Here is a 26,961-nt window from a genome sequence, read left to right as displayed (position 1 = left end):
CAGACATTCGTGCAATGCAGCAATTGTTACAATATGGTTTTCCCGGCCAGTCCAAAGGACTCGTGCAGAGCGCGTACGCCAAGCTCGAGGTACTTTTCGTCGATGACGACCGAGATCTTGATCTCCGAGGTCGAGATCATGCGAATGTTGATCCCTTCGCGGGCTAGGGCTTCGAACATCTGGCTGGCAATACCGGCGTGGGAGCGCATGCCGACACCGACCAAGCTGAGCTTGACGATCTTCTGATCACCAGAGACTTCACGCGCCGAGAGTTGTTCGGCCATATCACGCAGCACCCCCAGCGCCGTGTCGTAGTCGTTGCGATGCACGGTGAAGGTGAAGTCGGTAGTGGCGCTGTCGGAGCCGACATTCTGCACGATCATATCCACTTCGACATTGGCCTCGGAGATTGGGCCGAGAATCTTGTAGGCAATCCCCGGCTGATCCGGCACCCCGAGCACGGTGAGCTTGGCTTCATCCTTGGCGAAGGCGATGCCGGCAATCTTGGCGTCTTCCACGTTCTCCTCCTCGAAACTGATCAGCGTGCCTTCCCCCTGGCGAAAGCTCGAGAGCACCCGCAAGGGGACACGATACTTGCCGGCGAACTCGACGGCGCGGATTTGGAGCACCTTCGAGCCCAAGCTGGCCATCTCGAGCATCTCCTCGAAGGTGATCCGATCGAGCTTGCGCGCGCGCGGTTCGATGCGCGGGTCGGTGGTGTAGACGCCGTCCACATCGGTGTAAATCTGGCATTCGTCGGCCTTGAGCGCGGCGGCCATGGCCACCGCTGAGGTATCCGAGCCACCGCGTCCGAGGGTGGTGATGTTGCCGGCACGATCGATGCCCTGAAAACCCGCCACCACCACCACGCGTCCAGCCTCGAGATCGCTGCCCACGCGCGCGCCGTCGATATCGCGAATGCGCGCCTTATTGTGCGCGCTATCGGTGCGGATCTGCACCTGCGAGCCGGTGTAGGAGCGCGCCGGACAACCGATCGCCTCCAAGGCCATCGCCAGCAAGGCGATGGTGACCTGCTCGCCGGTGGCGATCAGCACATCGAGTTCCCGCGGCACCGGCTGCGGCTGAATCGCGCGTGCGAGCCCGATCAGCCGGTCGGTTTCGCCGGACATCGCCGAAACCACGACGACGACTTCATGGCCCTGCTCGCGGGTGCGCTTCACACGCTGCGCGACGGCCTGGATGCGCTCGACGCTGCCCACCGAGGTGCCGCCATATTTTTGGACGATCAACGCCATGGGTCTAGGACACCGCCGCCGGTGCGCGTGCCTTGACCCAATCGCCGACCAGCTCGAGCGCGGCCGGGATGCCCGCCGGATCGGTACCGCCGGCCTGAGCCATGTCGGGCCGGCCACCCCCGCGTCCCCCGACCTTCTCGGCCGCCGCCTTGACCAGATCGCCGGCTTTGAACTGGCCGACCAGATCCTTGGTGACGCCGGCGATCAGGTTGACCTTGCCTTCGCTCTCGGTGGCCAGCAGGACCACGCCGGAGCCGAGCTTGTTCTTGAGCTGATCCAGGGTCTCGCGCAGTGACTTGACATCGACCCCATCGAGCCGTGCGGCCAGCACCTTGACCCCATCGATCTCGACCACGGCATCGGTCAACTCGCTGCCGGCCGCGCTGGCGAGCTTGGCCTTGAGCTGCTCGAGTTCCTTTTCCAATCGCCGCGAGCGCTCGACCAGCGCCGCCACCTTGTCGTCGGCATCGCTCGTCGAGCCCTTCACCAAGGCGGCGATGCGCGCCAGCCGCGCCTCTTCTTCCTCGACCCAGCTCAACGCCACATCGCCGGCTACCGCCTCGACGCGGCGCACACCGGCGCTGATGCCGGACTCGGAAACGATTTTGAACAGCCCGATATCACCCACCGCGCGTACATGAGTCCCACCGCAAAGTTCGGTCGAGAAGTCACCCATGCGCAGCACCCGCACCTGCTCGTCGTACTTCTCGCCAAACAGCGCCATCGCGCCCGAGGCCTTGGCGTCCTCGAGATCCATGATGCGGGTCTCGACGCTGTGGTTCTCACGAATTTCTTGGTTCACCAGGCGCTCGATCTCGCGCAACTGCTCGTGCGTAAGCGGCTCGAAATGAGTGAAGTCGAAACGCAGCCGCTCCGGTCCGACCAACGATCCACGTTGCTGCACGTGCTCACCTAGCACCTGGCGCAGGGCGGCATGCAGCAAATGAGTGGACGAGTGGTTGAGCGCGATTGCGCGTCGCCGCGTCCGATCGACCCTGGCCTCGATACAATCCCCGACCGAAAGCTCGCCCTCGAGCAGGCGTCCGATGTGGCAGATCACGCCAGACTGCTTCTGGGTATCGCGGACCTCGAAGCGGGCGGTCTCGGTACTCAACAGGCCGCGATCGCCAACCTGTCCGCCAGCCTCGGCATAGAAAGGTGTCACATCCAGCACCAGCAGCCCCTCCTGGCCAGCACTGATGCCATCGCGGGGCTCACCATTGAGGTAACAGCCGATCAGCGTCGCCTGATCGAGCAACCCTTCGTAGCCACTGAAATCGGTCTCACCCTCGATATCCAGTTCGATGATCTCGCCGGCCCCGAACTGGCTCGCGGCGCGCGCGCGTTCTTTCTGCGCCGCCATCGCTTGCTCGAAGCCGACGAGGTCCAGGGTCAGCCCGCGCTCACGGGCGATATCGGCGGTCAGATCGGCTGGAAAGCCATAGGTATCGTACAAACGGAACACCGCCTCGCCGGGGATCTCGGTGCCGCTCAGCCGTGCGACGATCTCATCGAAGATGCGCAAGCCCTGCTCCAGGGTGTCGGCGAAGCGCTCCTCCTCGGTCTGCAGCACCCGTTCGACCTGGGCCTGTTTGGCGCGCAGCTCGGGGTAGGCACCGCCCATCTGCTCGGCCAGGGGCGCGACCAGGCGCCAGAAGAACGGCGCCGTCTGCCCGAGTTGATAGCCGTGGCGGATGGCGCGGCGGATGATGCGCCGCTGCACGTAGCCGCGCCCTTCGTTGCCGGGCGTGATGCCATCGATGATCAGGAAGGCCGCCGAGCGGATGTGATCGGCGATCACCCGCAGCGATTGGTTGCCAAGATCCTCGCAACCGGTCGCCTCGGCAGCGGCGCGGATGAGGGCCTGGAACAGATCGATCTCGTAGTTGCTGTGCACGCCCTGCATCACCGCCGCGAGCCGCTCGAGCCCCATGCCGGTGTCGACCGAGGGGCGCGGCAGCGGATGCAGCTCGCCCTTGGCGTCGCGGTCGAACTGCATGAACACCAGGTTCCAGATCTCGACGTAGCGATCGCCGTCCTCGTCGGGTGAGCCGGGCGGTCCACCCGGGATCTCGGGGCCATGATCGTAGAAGATCTCGGAGCAGGGCCCACAGGGACCGGTCTCGCCCATCGACCAGAAGTTATCCTTCTCGCCACAGCGCGAGAAGCGGCTCGGGTCGACGCCAATCTCGTCGAGCCAGATGCGCGCGGCCTCGTCATCGTCGGTATAGACGGTGATCCAGAGCCGCTCGGGCGGCATCCGCAGCGTCTGGGTCAGAAACTCCCAGGCAAAGCCGATGGCCTCGCGCTTGAAGTAATCGCCGAAGCTGAAGTTGCCGAGCATCTCGAAGAAGGTGTGATGGCGGGCGGTGTAGCCGACGTTCTCGAGATCGTTGTGCTTGCCGCCGGCGCGCACGCAGCGCTGCGAGGTGGCGGCGCGGCTGTAGGGGCGTTTCTCGCGGCCAAGGAAGACGTCCTTGAACTGCACCATGCCCGCATTGGTGAACAGCAAGGTGGGGTCGTTGCCCGGCACCAACGGGCTGCTCTCGACCGGCGTATGACCACGCTCGGCGAAGTAATCGAGGAAGGCCTGACGAAGCTGGGCACTGCTCTTCATGACAAGGAGTCGACTCCGGGGACGGGTCTGTGCATTAGCGGGATGCACCGCTCGAAGCGGCACGGAAAGCGGCCCGACATCGGCGCGCGCGTCGGCATCGGCATCAACGCGTGCATCGATATCGGCACCGACATCGGCATGGGCGCGCGCATCAGCCTGCTCATCGATCTGACCTGGCACTCGGGCTCGCGCCGAGGAAGCGGGCGATCACGCGCGACGGAAACCCCCGATATTCGAGGAAGCGCGCGCGCTTCGCCTGCTCGCGCTGGTCCTCGGCCTCGGTCTCGCCGAAGCGTTTTCGATAGGCCTGGGTCAGACAGTCGCTCAGGGTCTGATCGTCGAGTTCGAGATAGGGCTGAACCCTCTCATCCGAAAGCCCTTTCTCGCGCAATTCGGCGCGGATGCGCAGGGGCCCGAAGCCCTTGGCGAGACGCTCGGCCACATAGGCCGCGATCAGGCGCTCCTCGCTCAACAGCTCGTTGGCTACGAGCGACTCAATCACCGTCTCGACGGCGGCCTCTGGATAACCGCGTTGGCACAACTTGCGCGCGAGTTCCAAGCGACTGTGTTCACGCGTGCTGAGTAACTTCAGCGCCCGGCTGCGAATCTCCTCAAAGAGCGCGTCCGGCGCCTCGGCAGCGGCTTCCTCGGCCGCGGCTGATTCGACCGTGGCTTCCGTGGCAGCAACCTCCGCAGCAGGCTCCACAGGCACCTCAGTCATCGGTCGCCGCCTTGGCGTCCTTGTTGGCGCCCTTGACCTCCTTGGCGTCCTTGGCCGCCTTGGCCGCCTTGGCATCGCCCGCGGTCGCCGGCGTTTTCAACGCGGCATCCGAACCCGCATCGGCGGCGGCATCAGGAACCGCTCCAGCCTCCCCCTCGGCGTGAGCAGGCTTTGGCTTCGGTAGCAGGGCATCGCGGATCTTGGCATCGATGGCGGCGGCAATCTCCGGATTCTCCTTCAGGAAATTGCGCACATTGTCCTTGCCCTGGCCGATTCGGTTGCCCTCGTAGCTGTACCAAGAGCCGGATTTTTCGACCACACCGGCGCTGACGCCGAGATCGACCATCTCGCCCTCGCGCGAGATGCCCTCGCCATAGAGGATGTCGAACAGGGCCTCGCGAAACGGTGGTGCGACCTTGTTCTTGACCACCTTGACGCGGGTCTCGTTGCCCACCACGTCGGCACCGCGCTTGATCGAGCCGATGCGGCGGATATCGAGCCGCACCGAGGCGTAGAACTTGAGCGCGTTGCCGCCGGAGGTGGTTTCCGGCGAGCCGAACATCACGCCGATCTTCATCCGGATCTGATTGATGAAGATGACGATGGCATTGGAGCGCTTGATATTGGCGGTCAGCTTGCGCAGCGCCTGCGACATCAGCCGCGCCTGCAGACCGACGTGCGAGTCACCCATCTCGCCCTCGATCTCGGCCTTGGGCGTCAAGGCCGCGACCGAGTCGACCACCACCATGTCCACCGCGCCGGAGCGCACCAGCATGTCGGTGATCTCGAGCGACTGCTCGCCGGTATCGGGCTGCGAGACCAGCAGTTCGTCCATGTTCACGCCAAGCTTCTCGGCGTAGCCGGGATCGAGCGCGTGCTCGGCATCGACGAAGGCTGCGGTGCCACCGGCACGCTGCGCCTCGGCGACCGCGTGCAGGGTCAGCGTGGTCTTGCCGGAGGATTCCGGGCCATAGATCTCGATCACGCGACCACGCGGCAGGCCACCGATGCCAAGGGCGATATCGAGCCCCAGGGAGCCGGTCGAGACGGTGTCGACATTCGGGATGGCACCGGCATCGCCCATGCGCATCACCGAGCCCTTGCCGAACTGCTTCTCGATTTGGCTCAACGCGGCGGCCAGCGCTTTCTTGCGATTCTCGTCCATTGTCACTCCAGGAACCAGGGTTGTTAAGGATTATCCCACAGCCGACCCACCCCCACACAAGCCACTCGGCGCGATTCGAGCCCGGATCGAGCCCGGATCAAGCCGGTGCGCCACGCGCCAGGCAGCGTTCCAGCAGCCCGCGCAGCGCATGCGCGACCGCCTGGCGTCGCACCTGCTCGCGCTCGCCACCAAAGCGCACCGTTTCGACCGCGATCCCCTCCGGCAGCCCCCAGCCGAAACAAAGCGTGCCAATGGGCTTGGTGGCCGTGCCACCGCCGGGGCCGGCAATCCCGCTCACCGCCACCGCCACCGAGGCGTGACTGCGCGCGATCGCGCCGCGCGCCATCTCGGCGACCACGGCCTCGCTGACCGCGCCCCAGGTCGCGAGCGTCTCCTCGGCGACGCCGAGCATCTCCTGCTTGGCCGCATTACTGTAGGTGACGAAGCCGCGCTCGAGCCAGGCGCTACTCCCCGCGACATCGGTGAGGCACTTGGCAATCCAACCCCCGGTGCAGGACTCCGCCGTGGCCAGGCGCAGCCCCGTGCGTTGCAAGCAATGCCCGACCTGCGTGGCCAGCGTTTCGAGATCTTCACTCATGCACCGCCTCTATTGTGGCCGCCTCGATCGCCACGACCTTGTAGGATGCCATCTAACGACCGTTGTCCAGGAGTCTCCATCATGTCCGATGAATCCATCCTTTGCGAGCACAACCCGCCTCCGGCCAAGCTCGAAGTCCTCGGCGTCGAGGACTGGCCGATCTGGAAGAAGGAGCCCTCTCGCTTCGAGTGGACCTATCACCAGCAAGAGACCTGCTATGTGGTGCGCGGCACCTTCAGCGTCACACCCGAGGGCGGCGAGCCCGAGCACTTCAAGCGTGGCGATCTGATCACCTTCCCGGTCGGCATGCGCTGCACCTGGGAGATCACTGCCGCGGTCGAGAAACACTATCGTTTGGACGACGCCTAGCCGGCCATGCTGCCGGACTGATAGCCGGCCAGATCCATGGTGACATGACGAAAACCGAAGCGCTGGATGCCCTCGATCACCGCGCCCGCATCGCTGAGCAGGCGCTCGCGTTGGACCGGCGCGACCTCGATGCGGGCGAGGTCGCCGTGGCAGCGCACCCGCACCCAGGTGTAACCCAACTGGGTCAAAAAACGCTCGGCCTCCTCGATGCGCTGCAGCTGATCCATCGAGACCCTGACATTGAAGCCGATGCGCGTGAGCAAGCACGCGGTGGTCGGCTTGTGCCAGGTAGGCAGATCCATCTCACGGGCCATCTGACGCACGGCGGCCTTGTCGATACCGGCCTCGATGAAGGGGCTGCGAATCCCGAGTTCGCGCAGCGCGCGCAAGCCCGGACATTGCTCATCGGCATCATCGGTATTGCTACCGTCGAGCAGGTTGGCAAAGCCATGCTCGGCCGCGCTCGCCACCAGATGCCCATACATCGCGTGCTTGCAGCGATAGCAGCGGTCGGCCGGATTGTGCTCCATGCCCTCGGGCATGGGAATCTCGACCAGCTCATGGCGAACCGCCAGCTTGGTCGTCAAGGCCACCGCGTCACCGATCTCCTGGCGCACCATGTAGGGTGTCACCGCCGTCAGCGCGATCACCCGCTCGGCGCCGAGCTGCTTGCGCAGCAGCGCCAGTAACAGGGTGCTGTCGGCGCCCCCCGAGAAGGCCACCGCCGCCGTCTCCAGTCCTGCAAGCTGCTCGATCAGCGCACCACGGCCTTGCTCCATATCCTCCTCCTCATCTGGTTCCCAGGTGTTTGCGCGTGCCCAAGCTCAGTCGGCTCAGGTTCGTTCTCGGTGCAACCGGGCGCCGAGTATACGCTCAGCGCCATGGCGGTCACAGTCCGGCGCCGAGGTGGCGGCGTTTGCTGAGCAGCACCGCGACGAAGCCAAGCGCGGCAAATCCCGCCGCCGCCACATAGGTCCAGGCGGCACCGGCGCCTGACCACAGCAGACCACTGCTGAGACTACCGAGCGCACCACCGGCACCAAAGCCGATGCTGTTGTACGCGGCTTGTCCCCGCCCCTGGGTCGGCCCCGGAAAATAGCAGTGGGCGAGATGGATCGCCGAGGCATGGAACACCCCAAAGGTCGCCGCATGCAGGGTCTGGGCGATGATCTGCAGCGCCAGGATCTCGACCAGGAACCCGATCATGAGCCAACGCAGCACCGCCAGCGCCAGACTCACGAGCAGCAGGGCGTGGGCGCTGAAGCGCTCCAGCAACCAGTGCATGCGCAAGAACACCAGTACCTCGATGGCCACGCCCAAGGCCCAGAGCGCACCGACGGCCGATTGCGAATACCCCGCCGCTTCGAGATGGATCGAGTAGAACGCATAGTAGGCGCCATGACTGGCCTGCATCAGCAAGCAGGCGGCGAGAAAGAACAGGATCTCGCGGCGGCGCAGCAGATGCCGCACGAGCGACGGTTCGGGCTCGCCCTCGTCGTGGTCCTGTGATCGCTCCCCCGATGATCGATCCCCCGGTGGTCGATCCGGAATCACCAGGACACTCAACCAGATGCCGCCGAACAGCACCAGCACCGCGATCGGCACCACGCCGCTGCCGGCCTGCTGTTGCCACCAGCCGACCCCGAGCACCACCAGGATAAAGCCGATGCTGCCCCAGACCCGGACCTGCGCGTAGCGGCTGACCCGCGCCCCCAGATGATTGAAGGTGACCGCCTCCATCAGTGGCAGCGGCCCATTCCAGAAGAAGCTCCAGATGGCCATGGTCAGGGCCATGAGCCAGACGCCCTCGGACCAGAACACCGCACAAAAGCTCAGCAGCGCCATCAACGCGCCGAGTCGCACGATCGGCATGCGCTCCCCGCGCCGATCGGCCACCGCGCCAAACAGATTCGGCGCCACGATCTTGGTGCCCATCAGGATCGCCATCAGCCCACCGATGGCAACCGGCTCGAACCCGCGCTCGAGCAGATAGGGCCCCCAGAACGGCACCAGCGCGCCGAGCGCGGCGAAGTGGAAGAAGTAGTAGCTCGAGAGGCGCGCGTAAGGCATCGGCTTGGCCAGACGCGGAGGCTGACTCAAGGCGCTTGCGATGGGATCGGCGCCAGCGGCGGTACCACCTGGGCATTCTGCGCGCGATGCCGCAGCAAATGATCGATCAGCACCAGCGCCAGCATGGCCTCGGCGATCGGGGTTGCGCGGATGCCGACGCACGGATCATGGCGTCCCTTGGTGATGACCTCGGTCTCGGCGCCGCTGAGGTCGATGCTGCGGCCCGGCAGCCGGATGCTCGAGGTCGGCTTCAGGGCCAGCCGGGCGATGATGTCCTGACCGGTCGAGATACCGCCCAGCACGCCACCGGCGTTGTTGGAGAGGAACCCATCCGGGGTCATCTCGTCGCGATGCTCGGTGCCGCGCTGGGCGACGCTGGCGAAGCCCGCGCCGATCTCGACCCCCTTGACCGCGTTGATGCTCATCAGCGCATGGGCGATATCGGCATCGAGGCGGTCGAAGATCGGCTCGCCAAGGCCGGGTGGCAGGCCCCGGGCGATGACCGTGACCTCGGCGCCAATCGAATCGCCGGACTTGCGCAGCTCATCCATGTAGGCCTCGAGTTCGGCGACCCGTGCCTCGCCGCCACAGAAGAACGGGTTCCGCTCGACCTGGGCCCACTCGAACCCGGGCTCACCGGGGCGCGGCAGCTCGAGCGGACCAAGCCGCGTCAGGCACCCCTGGACCTCGATGCGTTGCAGGTGTCGCAGGCAGACCTTGGCGATGCCGCCGGCGGCGACACGGATCGCCGTCTCGCGCGCCGATGAGCGACCGCCGCCGCGATAGTCGCGCCGGCCATACTTCATCGTGTAACTGTAATCGGCATGGCCGGGCCGAAACCGGGTCGCGATCTCGGAGTAATCCTTCGAGCGCTGATCCTGATTCTCGATCAGCAGCCCGATCGGCGCGCCGGTGGTCGCGCCCTCGAAGACCCCGGAGAGGATGCGCACCTGATCCGCCTCGCGCCTTTGCGTGGTGTGGCGCGATTGCCCCGGCGCGCGCCGATCCAGATCATGCTGCAGATCGGCCTCGCTCAACGGCAGCCCAGGCGGGCAACCATCGACGATACCGCCGATCGCCGGACCATGACTCTCGCCGAAACCGGTGACGACGAACGAGCGACCGAAGCTGTTTCCTGACACGGCGGCGAATCAGTAGGCGGGCGGCTGGACCATGTCCTGGCCGGTGAGCCAGGCATTGCCCTTGGCCAGAACATCGCGGGTCAGGGTGCTGGTCGCCTGATGCAGCCGGATGCCGTTGAGAATGTAATCGTAACGCGCCGAGAGGTAGTCGAACTCGGCCTGGAACAGGTTGCGTTGAGCGTTCAGCACATCGACCTGGGTGCGGGTACCGACCTCGAGGCCGGCCTCGGTGGACTCCAGCGAGCTGCGCGCCGAGACGATGGCCGCCTGCCGTGCCTTGACGTCGCTGATGCTCGAGAGGATGCCGCGAAACGCATCCTTGACCTGGTTCATCACCGCGCGACGTTGCTGATCGAGCCGATCCTGCGAGGCCCGGAATTGATGCCCGGCCTGACGCGTCGACGAGGCCACGGCACCGCCCTGATAGAGGGGGATATTGACGTTCAGGCCGATGAAGCCGGAATCGGTATCGGTGCCGAACTCCCGCCCGGTGCGCGACACATCATAGCCCGCCTGCACATCGACGCTTGGATAATAGCCGGAGCGCTGGATCTCGATGTCCTTACGCGCCGCCTCGGCCGCAGCCTTCGCCGCCGCGATGCCGTAGTTATTCGCCAGCGCGGTCTCGGCCCAGACATTGATGTCATTCGGCTCCGGCGGCGTCAGCGGCAGGCGATCACCGAGCCGCGCCAACGGCACACTGACCGGACCAACGATGCGGCGCAGCGCCTCCCAGGCGTTGTTCAGCTCGTTTTTGGCAGTGATCAGCTCGGCACGCGAACGGTCGAATGCGGCTTGGTTGTCGTTGACGTCGGTGATCGCGACCAAACCGACCTCAAAGCGCTGTTTCGATTGCTCCAACTGGCGCTCATCGGCCGTGACCAGGGCCTCTTGCACGCGCACCAGATCGGAGGCGCGCAGCACCTCGAAGTAGGCCTCGGTGGTGCGCACCATGAGGTCGATCTCGGCATTCTGGAACTCAGCCTCGGCCCGCGCGATGGTGTCATCGGACTGGCTCAGGCGTATCCAGTCGCCGCGGTTGTAGACCGACTGCGACACGCTGGCGGCGAGATTGGTCGTCTCAAAGGTATCGCTGCGGTTGCCGTCTGTGAAGTTCAGATTCTGTCCGCTCGAGTCGACGGCGTTGTAGTCGACACTGCCGGAGACGCCAAAGTTGGGCAGCAACAGCGCCCGCGCCTGGGGCTTCGCTTCCCGACTGGCGTAGAAGGTCTGTTCTGCCTCGCGCAGGGTTGGATCGCTCCTGACGGCCAGATCGTAGATCTGCAGCAGATCCTCGGCCCGCGCCTGCGATGGCAACAGAAACCCTGGCAGCATGGGGAGGCATAGCAGCGCGATCGGGCCCAGGGCCTTCCTAAGCGGTCTCATCATCATTCTCGGTCATCGTCGTTGGAGTCAGAGGGACGGCTGTGGCGGTCGGCCGCACATTGCCGTGGAGTATAGGCGAGCGTCCCAATGACCCACAATGTCAATTGGGGCTCGTTGCCGTCAATGCGTTGCCGTCAATTCGGGCTCGCTATCGGAACACGCGGGAGATGCTCGGCGGGCCGTTCATTGTAATCTAGGCGCCTTAACGCGATACGCTTCAACGCAGCCAAGCCCAGGCAGGCTGACAGCAACCAACAGAGACGCCATGACCCACGGCAGGATCATCAACAGCGACTTTCGCCCGCCCTGGTGGCTCAAGAATCCCCATCTGCAAACACTCTGGCCCAAGCTGCTGATGCATCTCGGCCAGCGCGCCAGCGCGGGTGAACGGCCACAGACGCCGCTGCAGCGGCGGCGCATCGAGCTTGCCGACGGCGATTTCATCGACCTGTCGGTGGGGGTGGGAGGCACCGGCCCGCGCGTGCTGATTCTGCATGGACTCGAAGGTGGGCTCGATTCCCATTACGCTGGCAGCCTGGTGGACCGGCTCGCACGGAACGGCCTCCAACCCATCTTCATGCATCTGCGTGGTGCCAGTGGCGAGCCGAACCGCCTCGCGCGCTCCTACCATTCCGGCGCCACCGAGGATCTACGCGCGGTGCTCGAGGTCTTGGCCGAGGACCCGGAAGGACCCGCGACGGCGGCGATCGGCTTCTCGCTCGGCGGCAATCTGCTGCTCAAGTATCTGGGCGAGTGCTGGGGTGCCCGTGGGGCTGAACCGAGGAGCGATCGCGGGGGCCAGCGCCGGGACGAATGGGGCGACCCGCTGCTCGAGCGCGCCGTCGCGATCTCGGTTCCATTCGTGCTGCGCGACGCCATGCTGCGGCTCGAGCTTGGCTTCGCCCGGGTCTACCGCGGCTATCTCATCAGCCGTCTCAAGGCGGCCTATCAGCACAAATTCGCGCACCGGCCGGCCCCGCTTAGCGTTGACCTGAGCCAGATCAAGGACTTCAATCAATTCGACGACCAGATTACCGCGCCGCTGAACGGCTTCGCCGGGGTCTTCGATTACTATCAGCGGGCCAGCTGCCGCGGTTATCTGCGCCCGATCCGCACACCCACGCTGATCATCCATGCCGCTGATGATCCCTTCATGTTCCCGAGCACCGTCCCGTTCGAGCACGAACTCGGTCCCGGCATCCGGCTTGAGCTGGCGCGCCATGGCGGACATGTCGGTTTCATTGCGGCCCAGGGTCCGGGCTATTCATCCGACTGGCTTGAGACGAAGCTCCTGCGCGCTCTGTTAGAATGAGATTACGCCAAAAAAGCATCAGAGGGGATGCTGGATGACGATGCCGCAAGACCCGTCGAGCCAGGATAAGCTCGAAGAGCTCACCGGGCTGCTCGAGCTGATGACAACGATTCTGCATCGCTTCGCCGGGCTCGGTGATCAGGATATCGATGCCGGTATTGACGAGGCACTCGCCTCGATCGGCCGCTTCGCCAGGGTCGATCGCAGCTACCTGTTCACCATTGATGGTGAATTCCTCAACAATACGCATGAATGGTGCGCGCCTGGAATCCTCCCCGAGATCAACAACCTTCAGCAAGTGCCTTGGGAGACGATCCACTGGTGGCGACCGCTCCTCACGTCCGGCGAGTCGATCTACATCCCCTCGGTAGAGGACCTGCCAGAGAAACGCGTTGCCGAGCGCGAGCTGCTCAGCGCCCAAGGCATCCGGTCCTTGATCGTCGTGCCACTGATGGGCCCCGACCAGTTGAAGGGCTTCATCGGCTTCGATTCAGTGCATGACCACCGAACCTGGTCCGATCAGGCCATACTGCTTTTGCGGGCGATCGCTGATGTCATCATCGGCGGCCTCTTACGGCGAGACGCGCTCAAGGCATTGCGCCAGAGCGAACAGCGGTTTAGCACCCTTGTCCGGCGCGCATCAGACGTGGTGATGATCGTCGGTAGCGATAGCAGTCTGCATTATCTGGGCCCCTCGGCGTGCCAGATACTCGGCTGGGACGAACAGGTGGCTCCTCACAGCCGTTATCTCGATGCGGTTCACCCGAAGGAGCGCGAGCTTGTCCACGCTGCCTTGAAACGCGCCGCCGAGCTGCCCGGTGAGCATGTCAACATCGTCGACCATCGGCTACGCGGGGGTGACGATACCTATATCTGGTGCCAGGCAACGGCGACCGATCTGAGCGCCGATCCCGCCATCGGTGGCATGGTCATCAATGCACAGGACATCTCCAGGCGTAAGGAAGCAGAGCAAACGCTGCGACATCGCGCGATGCACGACTCCTTGACCGCGCTGCCCAACCGTGTCTTGCTCAATGATCGACTCAACCAGCTCCTGCTCCAAGCGCAGCGCTTCGGTCATCAGGTCGGCGTCGTGTTCATCGACCTGGACAGCTTCAAGCTGATCAATGATGCCATCGGCCACCACGCCGGCGACCAACTCTTGGTCGATGCGGCCCGACGCCTCCAGGACCATCTCGCCCTAGGCGATACCATTGCTCGCTTCGGCGGTGACGAATTCGTCATTCTGTTGCAGGGTGAGCAACGCTCACCGGAAGCCATGCTGGTCGAGGCAGACCGCTTACTCGAGGTATTCACTCCGCCCTTCATCATCAACGGTCGCGAATATCTGATCACGGCAAGCGCCGGCATCGTCATCAGCCATGGCTTCGACAGTCCCGGCAATCTACTCCGCGATGCCGATGCGGCAATGTATGTGGCCAAAGAGCGCGGGGGCGCTCGGGTCCAATGCTTCGACGCCGCGTTACGGACACGCTTGCTTGAGCGGATCAGCATCGCCCATGACCTCCGCGATTGCGAGCTGCGCGGCGAGCTCAGGGTCCAGTACCAGCCCTTCTTTAGCACCAACGGCCGAGCGCTGGTTGGCGTCGAAGCGCTAGTGCGCTGGGATCACCCGACGCGGGGCCTCGTTTCGCCGGGCGAATTTATCCCGGTGGCCGAAGAGACCGGTTTCATCGTTCCGATCGGCACCTGGGTGCTCGAGGAGTCACTGCGGCAGCTCAGATGCTGGCTCGATGAGCTTGGCGATCAAGACGGTTTCTCAATCGCCGTCAATCTGTCCTCTCTGCAGCTGCAGAGCCCTGGCATCGTGACACTGGTCGAGGAGATGCTGCGGCGCCACCGCATCCCTCCTCATCTGCTCGCACTCGAGCTCACCGAAAGCATGGTGATGAATGACGCCGAGACCTCGAGCGGAACCTTGTATCAACTGCGTGACCTCGGTGTGGCCCTCGCCATCGATGACTTCGGCACCGGCTATTCCTCGCTCGCCTATCTGCGTCAGCTGCCAGTCAATCTGCTCAAGATTGACCGCTCCTTTATCGATGCCATGACCGACTCCGCGCGCGACCGTCGAGTGGTTGCCGTGATCTCCTCGCTCGGCCATGAGCTGGGGATGAAGACGATCGCCGAGGGCATCGAAACTGAGATGCAGCTTGAGCTGCTGCGCGGGATGCGTTGCGATCTGGTTCAGGGCTTTCATCTGATGCGCCCAAGCTCACCAGAGGTGATCACCGAGCAGCTCGCCCTCGCGCATCAGCACCAAATGCAGGCATAACGAGGCTGTCAAGACCTCTTGGTTAAGTGTTTATCCCGATGCAAGAGCTGTTCGGCGTCAGTGACACTCCACGCAATCCCAAACAACACTGGCCACAAGACCCTACAGCCGAGCCGCCCATCAAGGGCGGGCTGAAACGCCATGCGCGCTGACGGGCCAGCTCGTCGCGCGCTGGCTCGATGGCGACAAGATCCAACCACCCCCCGAGCGCCGTGAGGGCCGCAATCAGCATTGGCGTCACGTCCGCGCGCGCGATGTGCTATCGATGCCCGATGCCTGGGAGTATCCCTGGTTTGCCGCCTGGGATCTCGCCTACCACTGCGCGGCGCTGGCCGCGCTCAAGGTCTTTCGTGCCGAGCGCATCCAGCGCGGGGTCGGCGATCATGGCTATCTGAAGCGGGTCTTTCACAGTTTCAGCCGCGCCCATGCCAAGGACCAGTATATCGGCTTCATCCCTGCCTCGGCGGCAAGCGGCTCAACCGGAACCTCGCCGCCGTTCTATCCTCAACGCAGTCGCTGAGCCGCCATTGAAATTGCTGGACTTGTCCAGATTTCCTGCGGGCAGCTGGTCGACATCGATAAGACATCCTACGTATGCGAAAAAACATCGCCGTCATCGGCAGCGGAATCGCCGGACTCGCCGCGGCCTGGCTCCTCGGACGAGAGCACCAGGTCACCCTGATTGAGCAAAACAGCTATATCGGCGGCCATACCCATACCATTGACGTCGACGAAGGCGGCCAAACCCTCGCGGTCGACACCGGTTTCATCGTCTACAACATCGCCAACTATCCGCTTCTGACCCGGCTGTTCGAGGTTCTCGGTGTCGCCACGCGCGAGAGCGATATGTCGTTCTCGGCCTCGATCGGCCCCGGCGAGATCGAATATTCCGGCGACAGCCTCAACACCCTGTTCGCACAGCGACGCAACCTGCTCAGCCCCGGCTTCCTGCGCATGGTCGCCGATCTGGTCCGCTTCAATCGGCGCTGTAAGGCCATGCTGCGCTGCAACGGCTTCGACGGGCTGAGTGTCGGCGCGCTGCTCAAGCGCGAGCACATGAGCGACCGTTTCCGCGACCATTTCCTGCTGCCGATGGCCGCCGCGATCTGGTCCTGCCCCACCCGGACCATGCTCGATTTTCCGGCCGAGAGCCTGGCGCGCTTCTTCAACAATCACGGGCTGTTGAACCTGATCGATCGTCCACTCTGGCGCTCGGTCAGCGGCGGCAGCGCCCGCTATGTCGAGCGCTTCCTCGCGGAGATCGGCCATGAGCAGGTGCGGCTCGATGCCGCTCAGGCGGTCCGACGCACCGAGCAAGGCGTCGAGATCACCCTGGCCTCGGGCGAGCGCCCGCTGTTCGACGACGTTGTGCTCGCCTGTCATGCCGATCAGGCGCTCGCCTTGCTGGACCAACCGAGCGCTGCCGAGCAGGAGCTGCTGAGCCCTTTCCGCTACCAGCCGAACCGCACCTATCTGCATACCGACATCGGCTTGATGCCGCAGCGCCGGCAGGTCTGGTCGTCCTGGAACTACCTCTCGCAGCTGACGCAGGATGGCGCTTGCGCGGTCTCGGTCACCTACTGGATGAATCGATTACAGGGGCTCAAGACCGACAAGGATTATCTGGTCTCGCTGAATCCGCTGCGCCTGCCGGCCGAGGAGCAGATCATCGCCGAGATGGTCTACGACCATCCGGTCTTCGATCAGGCCGCGATGGATGCACAGCCGCGGCTCGCTGAGCTACAGGGTCAAGACCGGCTCTGGTTCTGCGGCAGCTACTTTGGCTATGGCTTTCATGAGGATGCCCTGGCCTCTGCGGTTGCGATGGCCGACCGCTTTGGCATCGATACCTCGATCCTAACGGCAGCCGCTGGCCTATCACAGGTGTCTGACCATCGTGCGAGCGCATCCGTATGAGCGAGAATCCGCATCGCATCTACTTCACCAAGGTGATGCACCGGCGCCTCTTCCCGGTGCAGTATCGCTTCACCTACAAGGTCTTCAGCCTGCTGCTCGACTTGGATGCACTGGACCACTTACCGCCGCTGCTGCGCACCCGTCAAGGCTTTGGCCTGTTTCGTTTCGCGCCCGAGGATCACGGTCCGCGTGATGGCTCACCATTGCGACCTTGGGCGGATCAACTGCTGCGCGAGCAAGGTATCGAACTCGAGGGCGGGCGCATCCGTCTGCTCTGCATGCCGCGCGTGCTCGGCTATGGCTTCAACCCCTTGAGCCTCTGGTACTGCGAGCACGCCGACGGGCAGCTGCGCGCGGTGTTGGCCGAGGTCGGCAATACCTTCGGCGACTCGCATTTCTATCTGCTGGCCAACGGTGGCAAACCACTGGCCTGGCCGGTGCGCGACAAGGCGACCAAGTGCTTCTATGTCTCGCCATTGATGGAGATGGCCAGCGAGTACCACTTCCGCCTCGCCGAGCCGGCCGAGCATCTCGGCGTCTTCATCCGCCAGTTCCACGCCGATGGCCGCTTGCAGCTGGTCGCCACCCAAACCGGCGCCGGCGAGCCGCTGACCCAGCGCGCCCTGTGGCGGGCGCTGCGGCGCACGCCGCTGATGGGTTTCAAGGTCATGGCCGCGATTCACTGGCAGGCGTTGAAGATCTGGCTGCGCGGCGCGCCCTATGTCCCAAAAACCGACCCACCCCCGCCCGAGGTGACCTGATGGCAAGCGAGAAGACGGCTGAGGCCGCCCTGCCCCGATTCGAGCAGCCGCTCTTCGGCCCGGTGCCGCGCATCCTGCTGAAACCCGTGATCTGGCCGATCACGCGGCTCTTCGATCGCATCGCGGCCGGCCAGCTGCGGCTGCGTCTTGGTGGCCGCACTTATCTGCTCGAGAGCGATCGTGATGGCCCCCAGGCCGAGATCGACATCCGCCGCCCCCTGCGCATGGCCCGACGGTTGGCGACCAAGGGACATCTCGGCCTCGGCGAGAGCTGGATGGCCGGCGACTGGGACAGCCCGGACCCGACCGCGCTGCTGCATCTGCTTGCGGTCAACGAGCATCGCTGGCGCGAGCGCCAGCGTGGCGGTCCACTGCACCGGCTGATCTCGCCACGGCGCCATCAGCGGCGCAGTAATACCCACACCGGCAGTCGCCGCAACATCGCTTATCACTACGACTTGGGCAACGACTTCTACCGGCTCTGGCTCGATGAGAGCATGACCTATTCCAGCGCCCTCTACGCCGAGCCGCTCCAAGAAGTGGCCTCGCAATCGACGCCGCCCCCAAAGCAGGCCTCGCAGCCAGACCAACCAGCTCTGAGGCTAAACCCTCAGCCACAGCCGCGAGCGGAGACTGCGCGAGCGTCAGCAACCGCCCCGAGCGCGGAGTCAGTCGCCGCGGCGAACACCCGATCAGCCGCTGGACTATCCGGCGCCGACGGCGGCTCAGGTGCTGGCTTAAACGCCGGCACCAGCGCCGCCTTGAGCGCGGTACCGCTGAGCAGCGCTGATGACGATCAAATGCTCGCCCAGGCGCAGCGGCGCAAATATCAGCGCCTGCTCGGGATGCTCGATGCCAAGCCCGGACAGCATCTGCTGGAGATTGGCTGCGGCTGGGGCGCGATGGCCGAGGCGGCGGCCGAGCGCGGGCTCACGCTCACCGGTATCACGCTCTCAGAGAAGCAACTGGCTTGGGCCAAGGCGCGCTTGGACGGCAGTCCGCTCGCACCACGGGTCGAATTGCGCCTGCAGGATTATCGCGACGTCACCGAGACCTTCGATCATATCATCTCGATCGAGATGTTCGAGGCGGTCGGCGAGGAATACTGGCCGACCTATATGGAGACGCTGCGCGAGCGCCTGCGCCCCGGCGGCACCGCGGCGCTGCAGGTGATCACGATCTCTGATGACATCTTCGAGGACTACAAAGCGAGCCCAGATTTCATCCAACACTATATCTTCCCGGGCGGTATGCTACCGACGGTTGGGCGCTTCGACGCCGCGGTGCAGGCGGCTGGGCTTGAGGTCATGCAGCGCGATTTCCACGGCAAGGACTACGCGCGCACCCTGCGCGCCTGGCATCGGCGTTTCCTCGCGCGTGAGCCCGAGGTGCGCGCGCTCGGCTACGACGGGCGTTTCATCCGCATGTGGCGCTACTATCTTTCGTACTGCGAGGCTGGCTTCCTCGACAACCGCATCGATGTGATGCAGGTCGCGCTCCGGCACCAAGCGGGCGCGGAAGATTTAACGTAGCTTACTCCAGGCACCGGGATAAACCGGTGGGTTGAGCCATTCGGCTCGCCCTGCCGGGGTGACCTGTTGGATAAGTCGCCCAATCTCGGTCAATAGGTTATCGCTCGCCTTCTGTAGCGCCAGCAATCGATCCGCGGCGGCGTCGGCTTCGCCATGCTCAGCCTGAGTGAGCAGCTGGATGGCGAGCATATGCACCCGCTCATGACGCCGGCCAATCGATTGGAACTCGGCAAACGCCTGGTAGCGAGCGTGAGCAGGCCCTGCATACCAGCGCCCGAAATAACAGGCATCGGCCTCAAGATCGGTGCAGATCGGTCCCTCCGGCTCCGTCAGCATCTTGATAAAACGCTGCAGCCAACGCCGATGATTCTGTGCCGCCAGCATCAAGGGCAGGTCATCACGCTCCGACAGGCCCTCAAGTTCCTCCAGACACTCCTGGGTTGACCAGTGTGCGAGCCAATCCGGCAGCGCGCCGCCCGGCATCGGACGGGCAATCCCATAGCCCTGCCCGAAACGACAACCGAGCCAGGTCAGCATAGCCGCATGCGCCAGGGTTTCGACCCCCTCGGCGATCACCGGGCGATCGAAGGCGCGCGCGAGTTGCACCACACTCTGGACGATTTCCTTATCGCCTAGATCCTGCAGCATATCGCGCACGAAGCTCTGGTCGATCTTGAGCACGTCGACCGGCAGCGCCCGAAAATACGCCAGCGACGAGTAGCCGGTGCCGAAATCGTCCAAGGCGAAACGCACTCCGAGTTCGCGACAGCGAGCCAATACGCGCTGCGCCTGCTCAAAATCGCTCAGGGTCGCGGTCTCCAGAATCTCAAGCTTCAGATCCGCGCCGGCGGCAGCGGGATGAGCGCGCAGTGTGTCTTCAAGGCGCGCCGCGAAGTCGGGTCGCAACAGATGGCGGGCACCGATATTCAGGCTGATCGGCAGTCCTCGGCCTTCGCGGTTCCAGGCTTCAAGCTGCTGCAAGGCATGCTCGATCACCCATTCGTCGACCGCCACCTCGAGTTCGGTGCCTTCGATATCGGGCAGGAAGGTTCCCGGCATGCGCAGCCCATCATCTGGATGCTGCCAGCGCACCAGGGCCTCGACGCCGATCACCTCACGGCTGATCATGTCGACCTGGGGCTGAAAATGCAGGACCAATTCGTTCTGCCGCACCGCCTCGCCGATCCGCTCGAGTTTCCGCTGGCGTATCTGCAGCAGTTGGTCTTGCTGCGCGTCGTAGAGATGGTAACCATTCTTGCCGGCCTCCTTGGCCCGATACATGGCCTGATCGGCATGCCGCAACAGCGTATCCGGGTCCGCGAGATCCGGCGGACAGAGGGTGGCGCCAATGCTGGCCGAGAGGCGATGGGTGACTTCTCCAACCCTGACCGGTTCGCGGATGCCGGCAAGCACCCGGCTGAGCAGGCCGAAACAATCGTCGGGCTGTGTCAGATCGGTCAACAGCAGTACGAATTCATCGCCTCCAAGACGCGCGACCGAGTCTTCGCCGCGCACCACCCGGCGCAAGGACTCGGTGATCTTAATCAGCACGCGATCACCCACCGCATGCCCATAGCGGTCATTGATCGGCTTGAAGCCATCCAGATCCAGGTAGCAGACCGCGAGTGCAATCCCCGTGCGTTTGGCATGCGCGATGGCCTGTTCGAGGCGATCCATCAACAGACGCCGATTCGGCAGGCCGGTGAGATGATCGTAATGGGCAATGCGATCGAGTTCCGCCTCGTGCGCCTTGAACTGGCTGATATCGGTGAAAACACCGATATAATGTTGCACTGCTCCCGAGGCATCCCGCACCACCGAAATGGACAGGAGTTCGGGGAAGATCTCGCCGTTCTTGCGACGGTTCCAGATCTCGCCTTGCCAGAATCCGTCTTCCTCGATCGCCGCCCACATCTGCTGGTAAAACGCGCGCTCATGCCGTCCGGAGGCGAGCTTCTTCGGGTCTTCACCCAGCAATTCATCCTTCGTATAGCCGGTGATACGGGTGAAGCTAGGGTTGATGTCGACCAGCCGATTCTCCGCATCGGTGATCGCAATACCCTCGAGGCTGTGCGCGAAGACGCTCGCGGCGAGCCGCAACCGCGTCTCGGCGTGATGACGCTCGGTCACATCATGGATATAGCCATGCCAGAGGACGCTGCCGTCGGATTGACGCTGCGGCGAGGCCTCGCCCTCGACCCAGAGGATGCGGCCCTCCTCGGGTAATCGGACCCGGTAGGATTCCCGCCAGGTCGTCATCTGCTGGGCCGAGCGCTCGATCGAGGTCTTGATCCGCTCGCGGTCATCGGGATGAAGGGCGGCAAACGCCAGACTCGCATCCTCTTGGACCTGGGCTGGTTCAACCCCATGGATCGCCTTCAAGCCCGCGCTCGCAAAGGGGAAACAACTGCGACCATCGGGCCACCACTGATACTGATAGATCATCCCTGGAACATGAGCGGCGATCTTCTGGATGCGCTCGTGCAGTTCCTGGATGCGATCGCGCTCGCGCGTGAGTTCCTCTTGCGCCCGCGCCTGCGCGGTGATGTCGCGCCCAATCCCGAGCACGCCAACCAGGCGCCCCTCGGCGTCATGCATCGGGGTCTTGATGATCTCGACCTGTTCCTGATGACCATCATCGGCGAAGGTCAGGCATTCGCGACCCACGACGGGACCATTCGCGGCCAAGGCCGCGAGATCATGTTGGCGGAAGGCGGTGGCCCGCTCGGCGGAGACGAAATCGCTCGCACAGCGGCCTTTGATCTTGGCTTCAGGGAGGCCGAAGAGGCGCTCGAAACACGGATTGCAGGCCAGATACACACCCTCGCGATCTTTCAGCCACACCAGGTCCGGGATGGTCGCGACCAGGGTGGCGAGAAACCCACGCTCCCGCGCGAGCGCATCACTCAGGGACTTGGCCTCGGTGATGTCCTGAACGGTTCCGCGCAGCAAGTGGACACGGCCGCCGCGATCACGCACCGCCTGGCCGCGTACGGTCATCCAGCGTTGGCTACCATCGGCGTGCCGCGCCTGAATGTCGCAGCGCCAAGGCTGTCCATCACCCAGAGCCTGCTTGACCGCCGCCAACAGGCGCTTCCAGCTCTCTCGTGTCAGCAGGCGTCGCAGCGTCTTGAGCGGCGGCGGGGACTCGGTCGGGGTGAGGCCGATGAGCCCGAAGACCTCATGCGACCAACACTGGGCGCCGGTGCGCACGACCAGTTCCCAGTCACCCAGGCCGACAATACTCCGGGTTTCCAACAGACGCGCCTGGCTTTCGCGCAAGGAGCGTTCATCGTCGACGCGTTGTTCCTGCTGGCGCAGCAAGAGCCCGAGCAGCATCGAGACGAGCGGAAAGACCAACAGGAAAGGCAGCGCCACCTGCCCCAGCACCTGAGCCCGCTGCGCCGCAGGCAGCAGCCCGACCCAGGCCATCGCCGCCAGGTGCAGCAGGAGGCCAAAGGCCACCAGCGTCAAGGGCGTCAGCCGCAGCTTGCCGGCACGACGCAGGTAATGGAAGAGCGCGCCGAAGGCGACGGCGGTGGCAATGGTCGCAATCCCCATCGCCATACCAGCACCACCGAGCCAGCCCCGATAGAGCGCCGCGATCAGGCCAGAGACGAGCGCCGCCGGCAGCCCGCCGAAGAGCCCCGCCATGCTGATGATCAGGGTGCGCCCATCAAAAAACAGTCCGGGGCCGATGGTCACTGGATAGGCCATGCCCAGCAGTGCCGTGAGCCCGAACAACAGGCCGATCAGCAGTCGGGTCGAACTCTGCTCGCGCGGCAACTGCGCGATGAACAGCCCGTGCGCCAAGGCCAGGGCCAACAACAGGGAGGCGTTCTGGATCAGCCCACCAAGGATGCTCATGATTGATTCAAGCGCCCGGCAGTCTCTGTTCGCGGCGACAAGGCGCTACATCGGAAAACCGCCGCCAGGTGGGAAGCCACCGCCCCCCGGTGGCATCCCGCCCATGCCGCCCATGCCCGGCGGCAAACGGCCTTGCATCTGCTGCATCATTTTGGCCATGTTGCCGCCCTTCATTTTCTTCATCATCTTCTGCATCTGGGTGAACTGCTTGAGCAGCTTGTTCACGTCCTGCACCTGGGTGCCGGAGCCATTGGCGATACGCCGCCGGCGCGAACCTTTGATAATCTGTGGGTGTTGGCGCTCCATCGGCGTCATCGAGTCAACGATCGCGATCAGCTTCATCACCTCCTTGTCGTTGACCTGATTCTTCATGTGCTCCGGCAACTGCCCGGCACCGGGCATCTTCTCCATCAGCCCGGCCATGCCGCCCATCGAACTCATCTGCTTAAGCTGATCGCGAAAATCGGTGAGATCGAAGCCCTTGCCCTTCTTGATCTTCTTGGCGAGCTTCTCGGCCTTCTCGTGGTCGACCTTCTGCTGCATCTCCTCGACCAAGGAGACCACATCGCCCATGCCGAGGATGCGCGAGGCGACCCGGTCTGGATGAAAGGGCTCGAGCGCGTCGGATTTCTCACCGACGCCGAGGAACTTGATCGGTTTGCCGGTGATCTCGCGAATCGACAGTGCCGCGCCCCCGCGGGCATCGCCATCGGTCTTGGTCAGCACCACGCCGGTGAGCGGCAGCGCATCATGGAAGGCGCGTGCGGTCTTGGCCGCATCCTGACCGGTCATGCTATCGACCACGAACAGGGTCTCGACCGGCGTCACCGCCGCATGCAGATCCTGGATCTCCCGCATCATCCGTTCGTCGATCGCGAGCCGCCCGGCGCTGTCGACGATGAGCACATCCTTGCCCTGCCGGCGCGCCGCCTCGAGCGCGGACTGGGCGATCTCGACCGGCTGCTGCTGCGGCGTGCTCGGGAAGAAGGTGGCCTCAACCTCGGCGGCGACGGTGCGCAACTGATCGATGGCGGCGGGGCGATAGATATCGCAGCTCACCACCATCACGCTCTTTTTCTGGCGCTCCTTGAGATAGCGCGCGAGCTTGCCGGCGCTGGTGGTCTTGCCCGAGCCTTGCAGGCCGGCGAGCAGGATCACCGCCGGCGGCTGCTGGCGCAGATCGAGTTCCTCGTTGGCCTCGCCCATCAGGCTGACCAGTTCGTCGTTGACGATCTTGATCAACACCTGCCCGGGTGTGAGACTCTTGGTGACCTCGGCGCCGAGCGCCTTCTCGCGCACACGCTCGATGAAACCGCGCACCACCGGCAAGGCGACATCAGCCTCGAGCAGCGCCATGCGCACCTCGCGCAGGGTCTCCTTGATGTTGTCCTCGCTGAGTCGAGCCTGACCGCGCAGCCCTTTAAGCACCTCACCGAAGCGCTCCTGAAGATTATCGAACATGGTGTCTCTCTTGCTAAACCCGATTGGCTTGCGCCAACACATGCATCTGTGGGATGCGGTTTGTTAATCTATATCAAGGCGGCGCGATTACGCGGCCGCAAAGCAGCCGCAGACGCGCTCGCGTGCGTTTGCAGTCCATCGTGCTTATGCGATGATCGCAGACTATGAACAACGTCGTCATCTCGATCGCCACTCTGATCGCCTACTTTGGCTCGGCCACCCTCATCGGGTGGCGGCTTTTCACGCATCAGCCCGATGCGAGCACGGCCCGGCTGCGGGGCGTCACGCTCGGGCTCGCCTATGCCGGGCTCACTCTGCATACCTGGCTTTTGTACATGGTCCTGTTCAGCCAGGCGGGGCTCAATCTCGGCTTCTTCAACGCGCTATCGCTGGCGGCCTGGACCGTGGTCGCCTCATTGCTCCTCTCGAGCCTGAACAAACCGATCGAAAACCTGGGCCTAGTGATCCTGCCGCTAGCCGGTCTCTCGGTACTGCTCGATATGCTTTATCCAAGCGCGCCATTTCTAGCCGAGAGCACCAGCTGGGTGTTGAAGCTGCATGTGCTGCTGTCGATGCTGGCCTATAGCCTCTTGACCCTGGGCAGTGTGCAGGCGGGACTCCTCTGGGTGCAGGACTCTTACCTGCGCGGGCGCAAGCCGGGCGGTTTCGTGCGGGCATTACCGCCGCTCATGACCATGGAAGCCTTGATGTTCGAGATGATCGGCATCGGCTTCATCTTGCTGACCCTCGCGCTATTGAGCGGCTTTGCGTTCCTTGACAACATGTTCGCTCAGAACATCGTGCACAAGACTGTGCTCTCGGTGGTGGCCTGGTTGGTGTTCGGTGGACTACTGCTCGGCCGCCGCCTCTGGGGCTGGCGTGGACGCAAGGCTATCTCATGGACCCTGACCGGTTTTGGCATCCTGATCCTGGCCTACTTTGGCTCTAAGCTGGTACTTGAGCTGATCCTGAATAAGCCGGCTTAACAGCGGCTTTTATCCTCTCCCGGATTCAGCGAAAGCTGACCTGGGCCACATCCTCCGGGCGATCGATATCAGCTAGGCTCGGTAATTCCACCCAATCCACATGTGCCTCACGCATCCGCGCGCGTGTTATCGCCGCGATCCGATCGCTGCCCCAAGGCATGGACGCGAACAGCGCCGGCAATGCTGGAGCCGCATCGCGCCGCAAACCGAGGAGCACATAGCCACCGTCATCGGCCGGCCCCAGCACTGCGGGCTGATTGTTCAGCGCCGATAGCGCTTGCCGTAGATAATCCGCGTCGAGCGCTGGGCAATCGGTGCCGATCAGCACCGCGCGCTCCGAGGTTACCAATGCCCCTGCTGTTGCTGTCTGCATCCGCGCTCCCAGGTCCGATCCACGTTGGGTCTCAAGTTGAAGCCCAACGCGTTCCGCCAAGGCTGAAAACACCGGATGAGTGGCATCAGGTGCGCACCAAAGCTCGATGGGCGCCAGACGCGCGCTCGCGACGCGCTCCAGGGTCTCGCGCAGCAGGGTCTCGGCGAGCCGCGCGGCCCCCTCAGCCCCCAGCGCTGGAATCAACCGGGTTTTGCAGGCACCAGGCACCGGCGCCTTCGCGAAGACCAGGATGCGAGCCCCATACGTCGACATTAACCAAGCGCGCCTCCACAGCTACTTCCCTGCCCCGCGGTGCAACCATAGCAATGCTCACCAACCTGAATCGCCTGTCCGGTCAGCGCCTCGGGCGTGTCAAGATCGCGAATGTGCAGCCGCTCACTCCGCGTGCCCTCGAGCGGCAGATCCAGCATCTGATTGAAATCGCAATCATATAAATAGCCCTGCCAGTCGACACTGACCAGGTCGCGACACATCACCGCGTCTAGATTCGCCTCTTGGTGAGCGCCCTTGAGCAGTCCGAGGTAGGCGTCGAACTGTCTGGTCGACTGCAGCCAACTACCGAAGCGACGGATCGGCATATTGGTCAGTACGAACAACTGATTGAAACAGACGCCATAGCGTATTTGGAGTTCGCGCTTGTAGTCAGCCTCGAGCACGGCTTGCGACGGTGGCAGGGTTGCACCGATCGGATTGTAGACCAAGCTTAGCGCCAAGCCACTGCCAGGCTTGCCATAGCCGCGCGCATTCAGCGCTTGCAAACCGCGGAGACTCGCCGCGAAGGTGCCATTGCCGCGTTGTCCGTCGACATTCTCCTCAAGATAGCAAGGCAGCGAGGCGATCACCTCGACCTGATGCTCAGCCAAGAAATCGGTCAGGTCCTCCTGTCCAGGCTCGGTGAGGATCGTCAGGTTACAGCGATCCATGACCTGAAGACCCAGCCCGCGGCCAGCCTCCACCAAGGGACGGAAGACGGCGTTGAGTTCCCAGCAATTCCCGGTGAAAGTCTATTCGGCAGGCTTTAATGTCATACTCTCAGTACGCCATTGTGACTGGCAAGGGTCCACCCTCAACACGATCAGTTGCTTTAAATAGATTCGTTATTTTAGACGCT

Annotated in this window: 20 protein-coding genes and 1 pseudogene; 8 read left to right on the top strand and 13 right to left on the bottom strand. The window is 63.9% G+C overall.

Annotated elements, in window-relative coordinates; genetic code table 11:
* Positions 1-26 precede the first annotated feature (26 nt).
* From CCR82_RS13120 to pncC, 5 genes are all read right to left on the bottom strand, one after another.
* The gene (locus tag CCR82_RS13120; protein ID WP_201246250.1) at positions 27-1,256 is read right to left on the bottom strand and encodes an aspartate kinase; all 1,230 of its coding nucleotides are present in this window, start codon (positions 1,254-1,256) and stop codon (positions 27-29) included.
* A 4-nt stretch (positions 1,257-1,260) separates the two neighbouring features.
* Positions 1,261-3,873 carry an alanine--tRNA ligase gene (gene alaS, locus CCR82_RS13115; RefSeq protein ID WP_201246266.1) on the bottom strand — a complete coding sequence of 871 codons (2,613 nt, stop codon included), beginning with the start codon at positions 3,871-3,873 and terminating at the stop codon, positions 1,261-1,263.
* A gap of 160 nt (positions 3,874-4,033) precedes the next feature.
* Positions 4,034-4,594, bottom strand: coding sequence for a regulatory protein RecX (locus tag CCR82_RS13110; protein WP_201246249.1), 561 nt, complete (start codon positions 4,592-4,594; stop codon positions 4,034-4,036).
* Positions 4,587-5,759, bottom strand: coding sequence for a recombinase RecA (recA, locus tag CCR82_RS13105; RefSeq protein WP_201246248.1), 1,173 nt, complete (start codon positions 5,757-5,759; stop codon positions 4,587-4,589). The genes CCR82_RS13110 and recA overlap by 8 nt, the downstream gene beginning before the upstream one ends.
* A 97-nt stretch (positions 5,760-5,856) precedes the next feature.
* Positions 5,857-6,357: a nicotinamide-nucleotide amidase gene (pncC, locus tag CCR82_RS13100; protein ID WP_201246247.1), complete on the bottom strand. Its 501-nt coding sequence runs from the start codon at positions 6,355-6,357 to the stop codon at positions 5,857-5,859.
* 81 nt (positions 6,358-6,438) lie between these two features.
* On the opposite strand from pncC, the gene CCR82_RS13095 reads away from it, so the two are divergent.
* Entirely contained in the window at positions 6,439-6,726 is a 288-nt protein-coding gene (locus tag CCR82_RS13095) for a cupin domain-containing protein (RefSeq protein ID WP_201246246.1), read from the top strand.
* Here the strand turns inward: CCR82_RS13095 and larE are convergent.
* From larE to CCR82_RS13075, 4 genes are all read right to left on the bottom strand, one after another.
* Positions 6,723-7,505 carry an ATP-dependent sacrificial sulfur transferase LarE gene (gene larE, locus CCR82_RS13090; protein ID WP_201246245.1) on the bottom strand — a complete coding sequence of 261 codons (783 nt, stop codon included), beginning with the start codon at positions 7,503-7,505 and terminating at the stop codon, positions 6,723-6,725. The genes CCR82_RS13095 and larE overlap by 4 nt on opposite strands.
* Positions 7,506-7,614: 109 nt before the next feature.
* Positions 7,615-8,796 (bottom strand): MFS transporter, encoded by a 1,182-nt coding sequence (locus tag CCR82_RS13085; RefSeq protein WP_201246265.1) that lies wholly within the window; start codon positions 8,794-8,796, stop codon positions 7,615-7,617.
* A gap of 26 nt (positions 8,797-8,822) precedes the next feature.
* The gene (aroC, locus tag CCR82_RS13080; RefSeq protein ID WP_201246244.1) at positions 8,823-9,938 is read right to left on the bottom strand and encodes a chorismate synthase; all 1,116 of its coding nucleotides are present in this window, start codon (positions 9,936-9,938) and stop codon (positions 8,823-8,825) included.
* A gap of 9 nt (positions 9,939-9,947) precedes the next feature.
* Positions 9,948-11,273 (bottom strand): TolC family outer membrane protein, encoded by a 1,326-nt coding sequence (locus tag CCR82_RS13075; RefSeq protein WP_242513469.1) that lies wholly within the window; start codon positions 11,271-11,273, stop codon positions 9,948-9,950.
* Between the two features lie 316 nt (positions 11,274-11,589).
* Here CCR82_RS13075 and CCR82_RS13070 point away from each other — a divergent pair, with 316 nt between their 5' ends.
* The 6 genes from CCR82_RS13070 (at position 11,590) to CCR82_RS13040 (ending at position 19,142) form a co-directional block, all read left to right on the top strand.
* A complete protein-coding gene (locus CCR82_RS13070) occupies positions 11,590-12,636 on the top strand; it encodes a YheT family hydrolase (RefSeq protein WP_201246243.1) in 1,047 nt (348 codons plus the stop codon).
* A gap of 34 nt (positions 12,637-12,670) precedes the next feature.
* The gene (locus CCR82_RS13065) at positions 12,671-14,932 is read left to right on the top strand and encodes a bifunctional diguanylate cyclase/phosphodiesterase (protein ID WP_201246242.1); all 2,262 of its coding nucleotides are present in this window, start codon (positions 12,671-12,673) and stop codon (positions 14,930-14,932) included.
* Positions 14,933-15,197: 265 nt separating this feature from the next.
* Positions 15,198-15,452 (top strand): hypothetical protein, encoded by a 255-nt coding sequence (locus CCR82_RS13060; protein ID WP_201246241.1) that lies wholly within the window; start codon positions 15,198-15,200, stop codon positions 15,450-15,452.
* Positions 15,453-15,526: 74 nt separating this feature from the next.
* On the top strand, positions 15,527-16,849 hold the full coding sequence (locus tag CCR82_RS13055; protein WP_201246240.1) for an NAD(P)/FAD-dependent oxidoreductase: 1,323 nt from the start codon (positions 15,527-15,529) through the stop codon (positions 16,847-16,849).
* Positions 16,846-17,610, top strand: coding sequence for a DUF1365 domain-containing protein (locus CCR82_RS13050; protein WP_201246239.1), 765 nt, complete (start codon positions 16,846-16,848; stop codon positions 17,608-17,610). Before CCR82_RS13055 ends, CCR82_RS13050 begins: the two co-directional genes overlap by 4 nt.
* On the top strand, positions 17,610-19,142 hold the full coding sequence (locus CCR82_RS13040) for an SAM-dependent methyltransferase (RefSeq protein WP_276570574.1): 1,533 nt from the start codon (positions 17,610-17,612) through the stop codon (positions 19,140-19,142). The genes CCR82_RS13050 and CCR82_RS13040 overlap by 1 nt, the downstream gene beginning before the upstream one ends.
* Here CCR82_RS13040 and CCR82_RS13035 read toward each other — a convergent pair.
* Both CCR82_RS13035 and ffh read right to left on the bottom strand, forming a co-directional pair.
* Positions 19,134-23,009: an EAL domain-containing protein gene (locus CCR82_RS13035; RefSeq protein ID WP_201246238.1), complete on the bottom strand. Its 3,876-nt coding sequence runs from the start codon at positions 23,007-23,009 to the stop codon at positions 19,134-19,136. The genes CCR82_RS13040 and CCR82_RS13035 overlap by 9 nt on opposite strands.
* Positions 23,010-23,054: 45 nt before the next feature.
* The gene (gene ffh, locus CCR82_RS13030) at positions 23,055-24,470 is read right to left on the bottom strand and encodes a signal recognition particle protein (protein WP_201246237.1); all 1,416 of its coding nucleotides are present in this window, start codon (positions 24,468-24,470) and stop codon (positions 23,055-23,057) included.
* A gap of 164 nt (positions 24,471-24,634) precedes the next feature.
* On the opposite strand from ffh, the gene CCR82_RS13025 reads away from it, so the two are divergent.
* Positions 24,635-25,456 (top strand): cytochrome C assembly family protein, encoded by an 822-nt coding sequence (locus CCR82_RS13025; RefSeq protein ID WP_201246236.1) that lies wholly within the window; start codon positions 24,635-24,637, stop codon positions 25,454-25,456.
* A 25-nt stretch (positions 25,457-25,481) separates the two neighbouring features.
* Here CCR82_RS13025 and CCR82_RS13020 read toward each other — a convergent pair whose 3' ends face one another.
* Both CCR82_RS13020 and arsS read right to left on the bottom strand, forming a co-directional pair.
* Complete coding sequence (locus CCR82_RS13020) at positions 25,482-26,102, bottom strand: TIGR04282 family arsenosugar biosynthesis glycosyltransferase (RefSeq protein WP_201246235.1); 621 nt, start codon at positions 26,100-26,102, stop codon at positions 25,482-25,484.
* Positions 26,102-26,848 (bottom strand): annotated as a pseudogene (arsS, locus tag CCR82_RS13015) (arsenosugar biosynthesis radical SAM (seleno)protein ArsS); the annotation flags it as partial. The gene CCR82_RS13020 and the pseudogene arsS, both read right to left, overlap by 1 nt.
* Positions 26,849-26,961: the final 113 nt, after the last annotated feature.

This window comes from Halochromatium salexigens, assembly GCF_016653295.1.
GTDB classification, from domain to species: Bacteria; Pseudomonadota; Gammaproteobacteria; order Chromatiales; family Chromatiaceae; genus Lamprobacter; species Lamprobacter salexigens.
The sequence above is the reverse complement of the archived record's forward strand: the minus strand, read 5'-3'. Positions and strand labels throughout refer to the sequence as shown.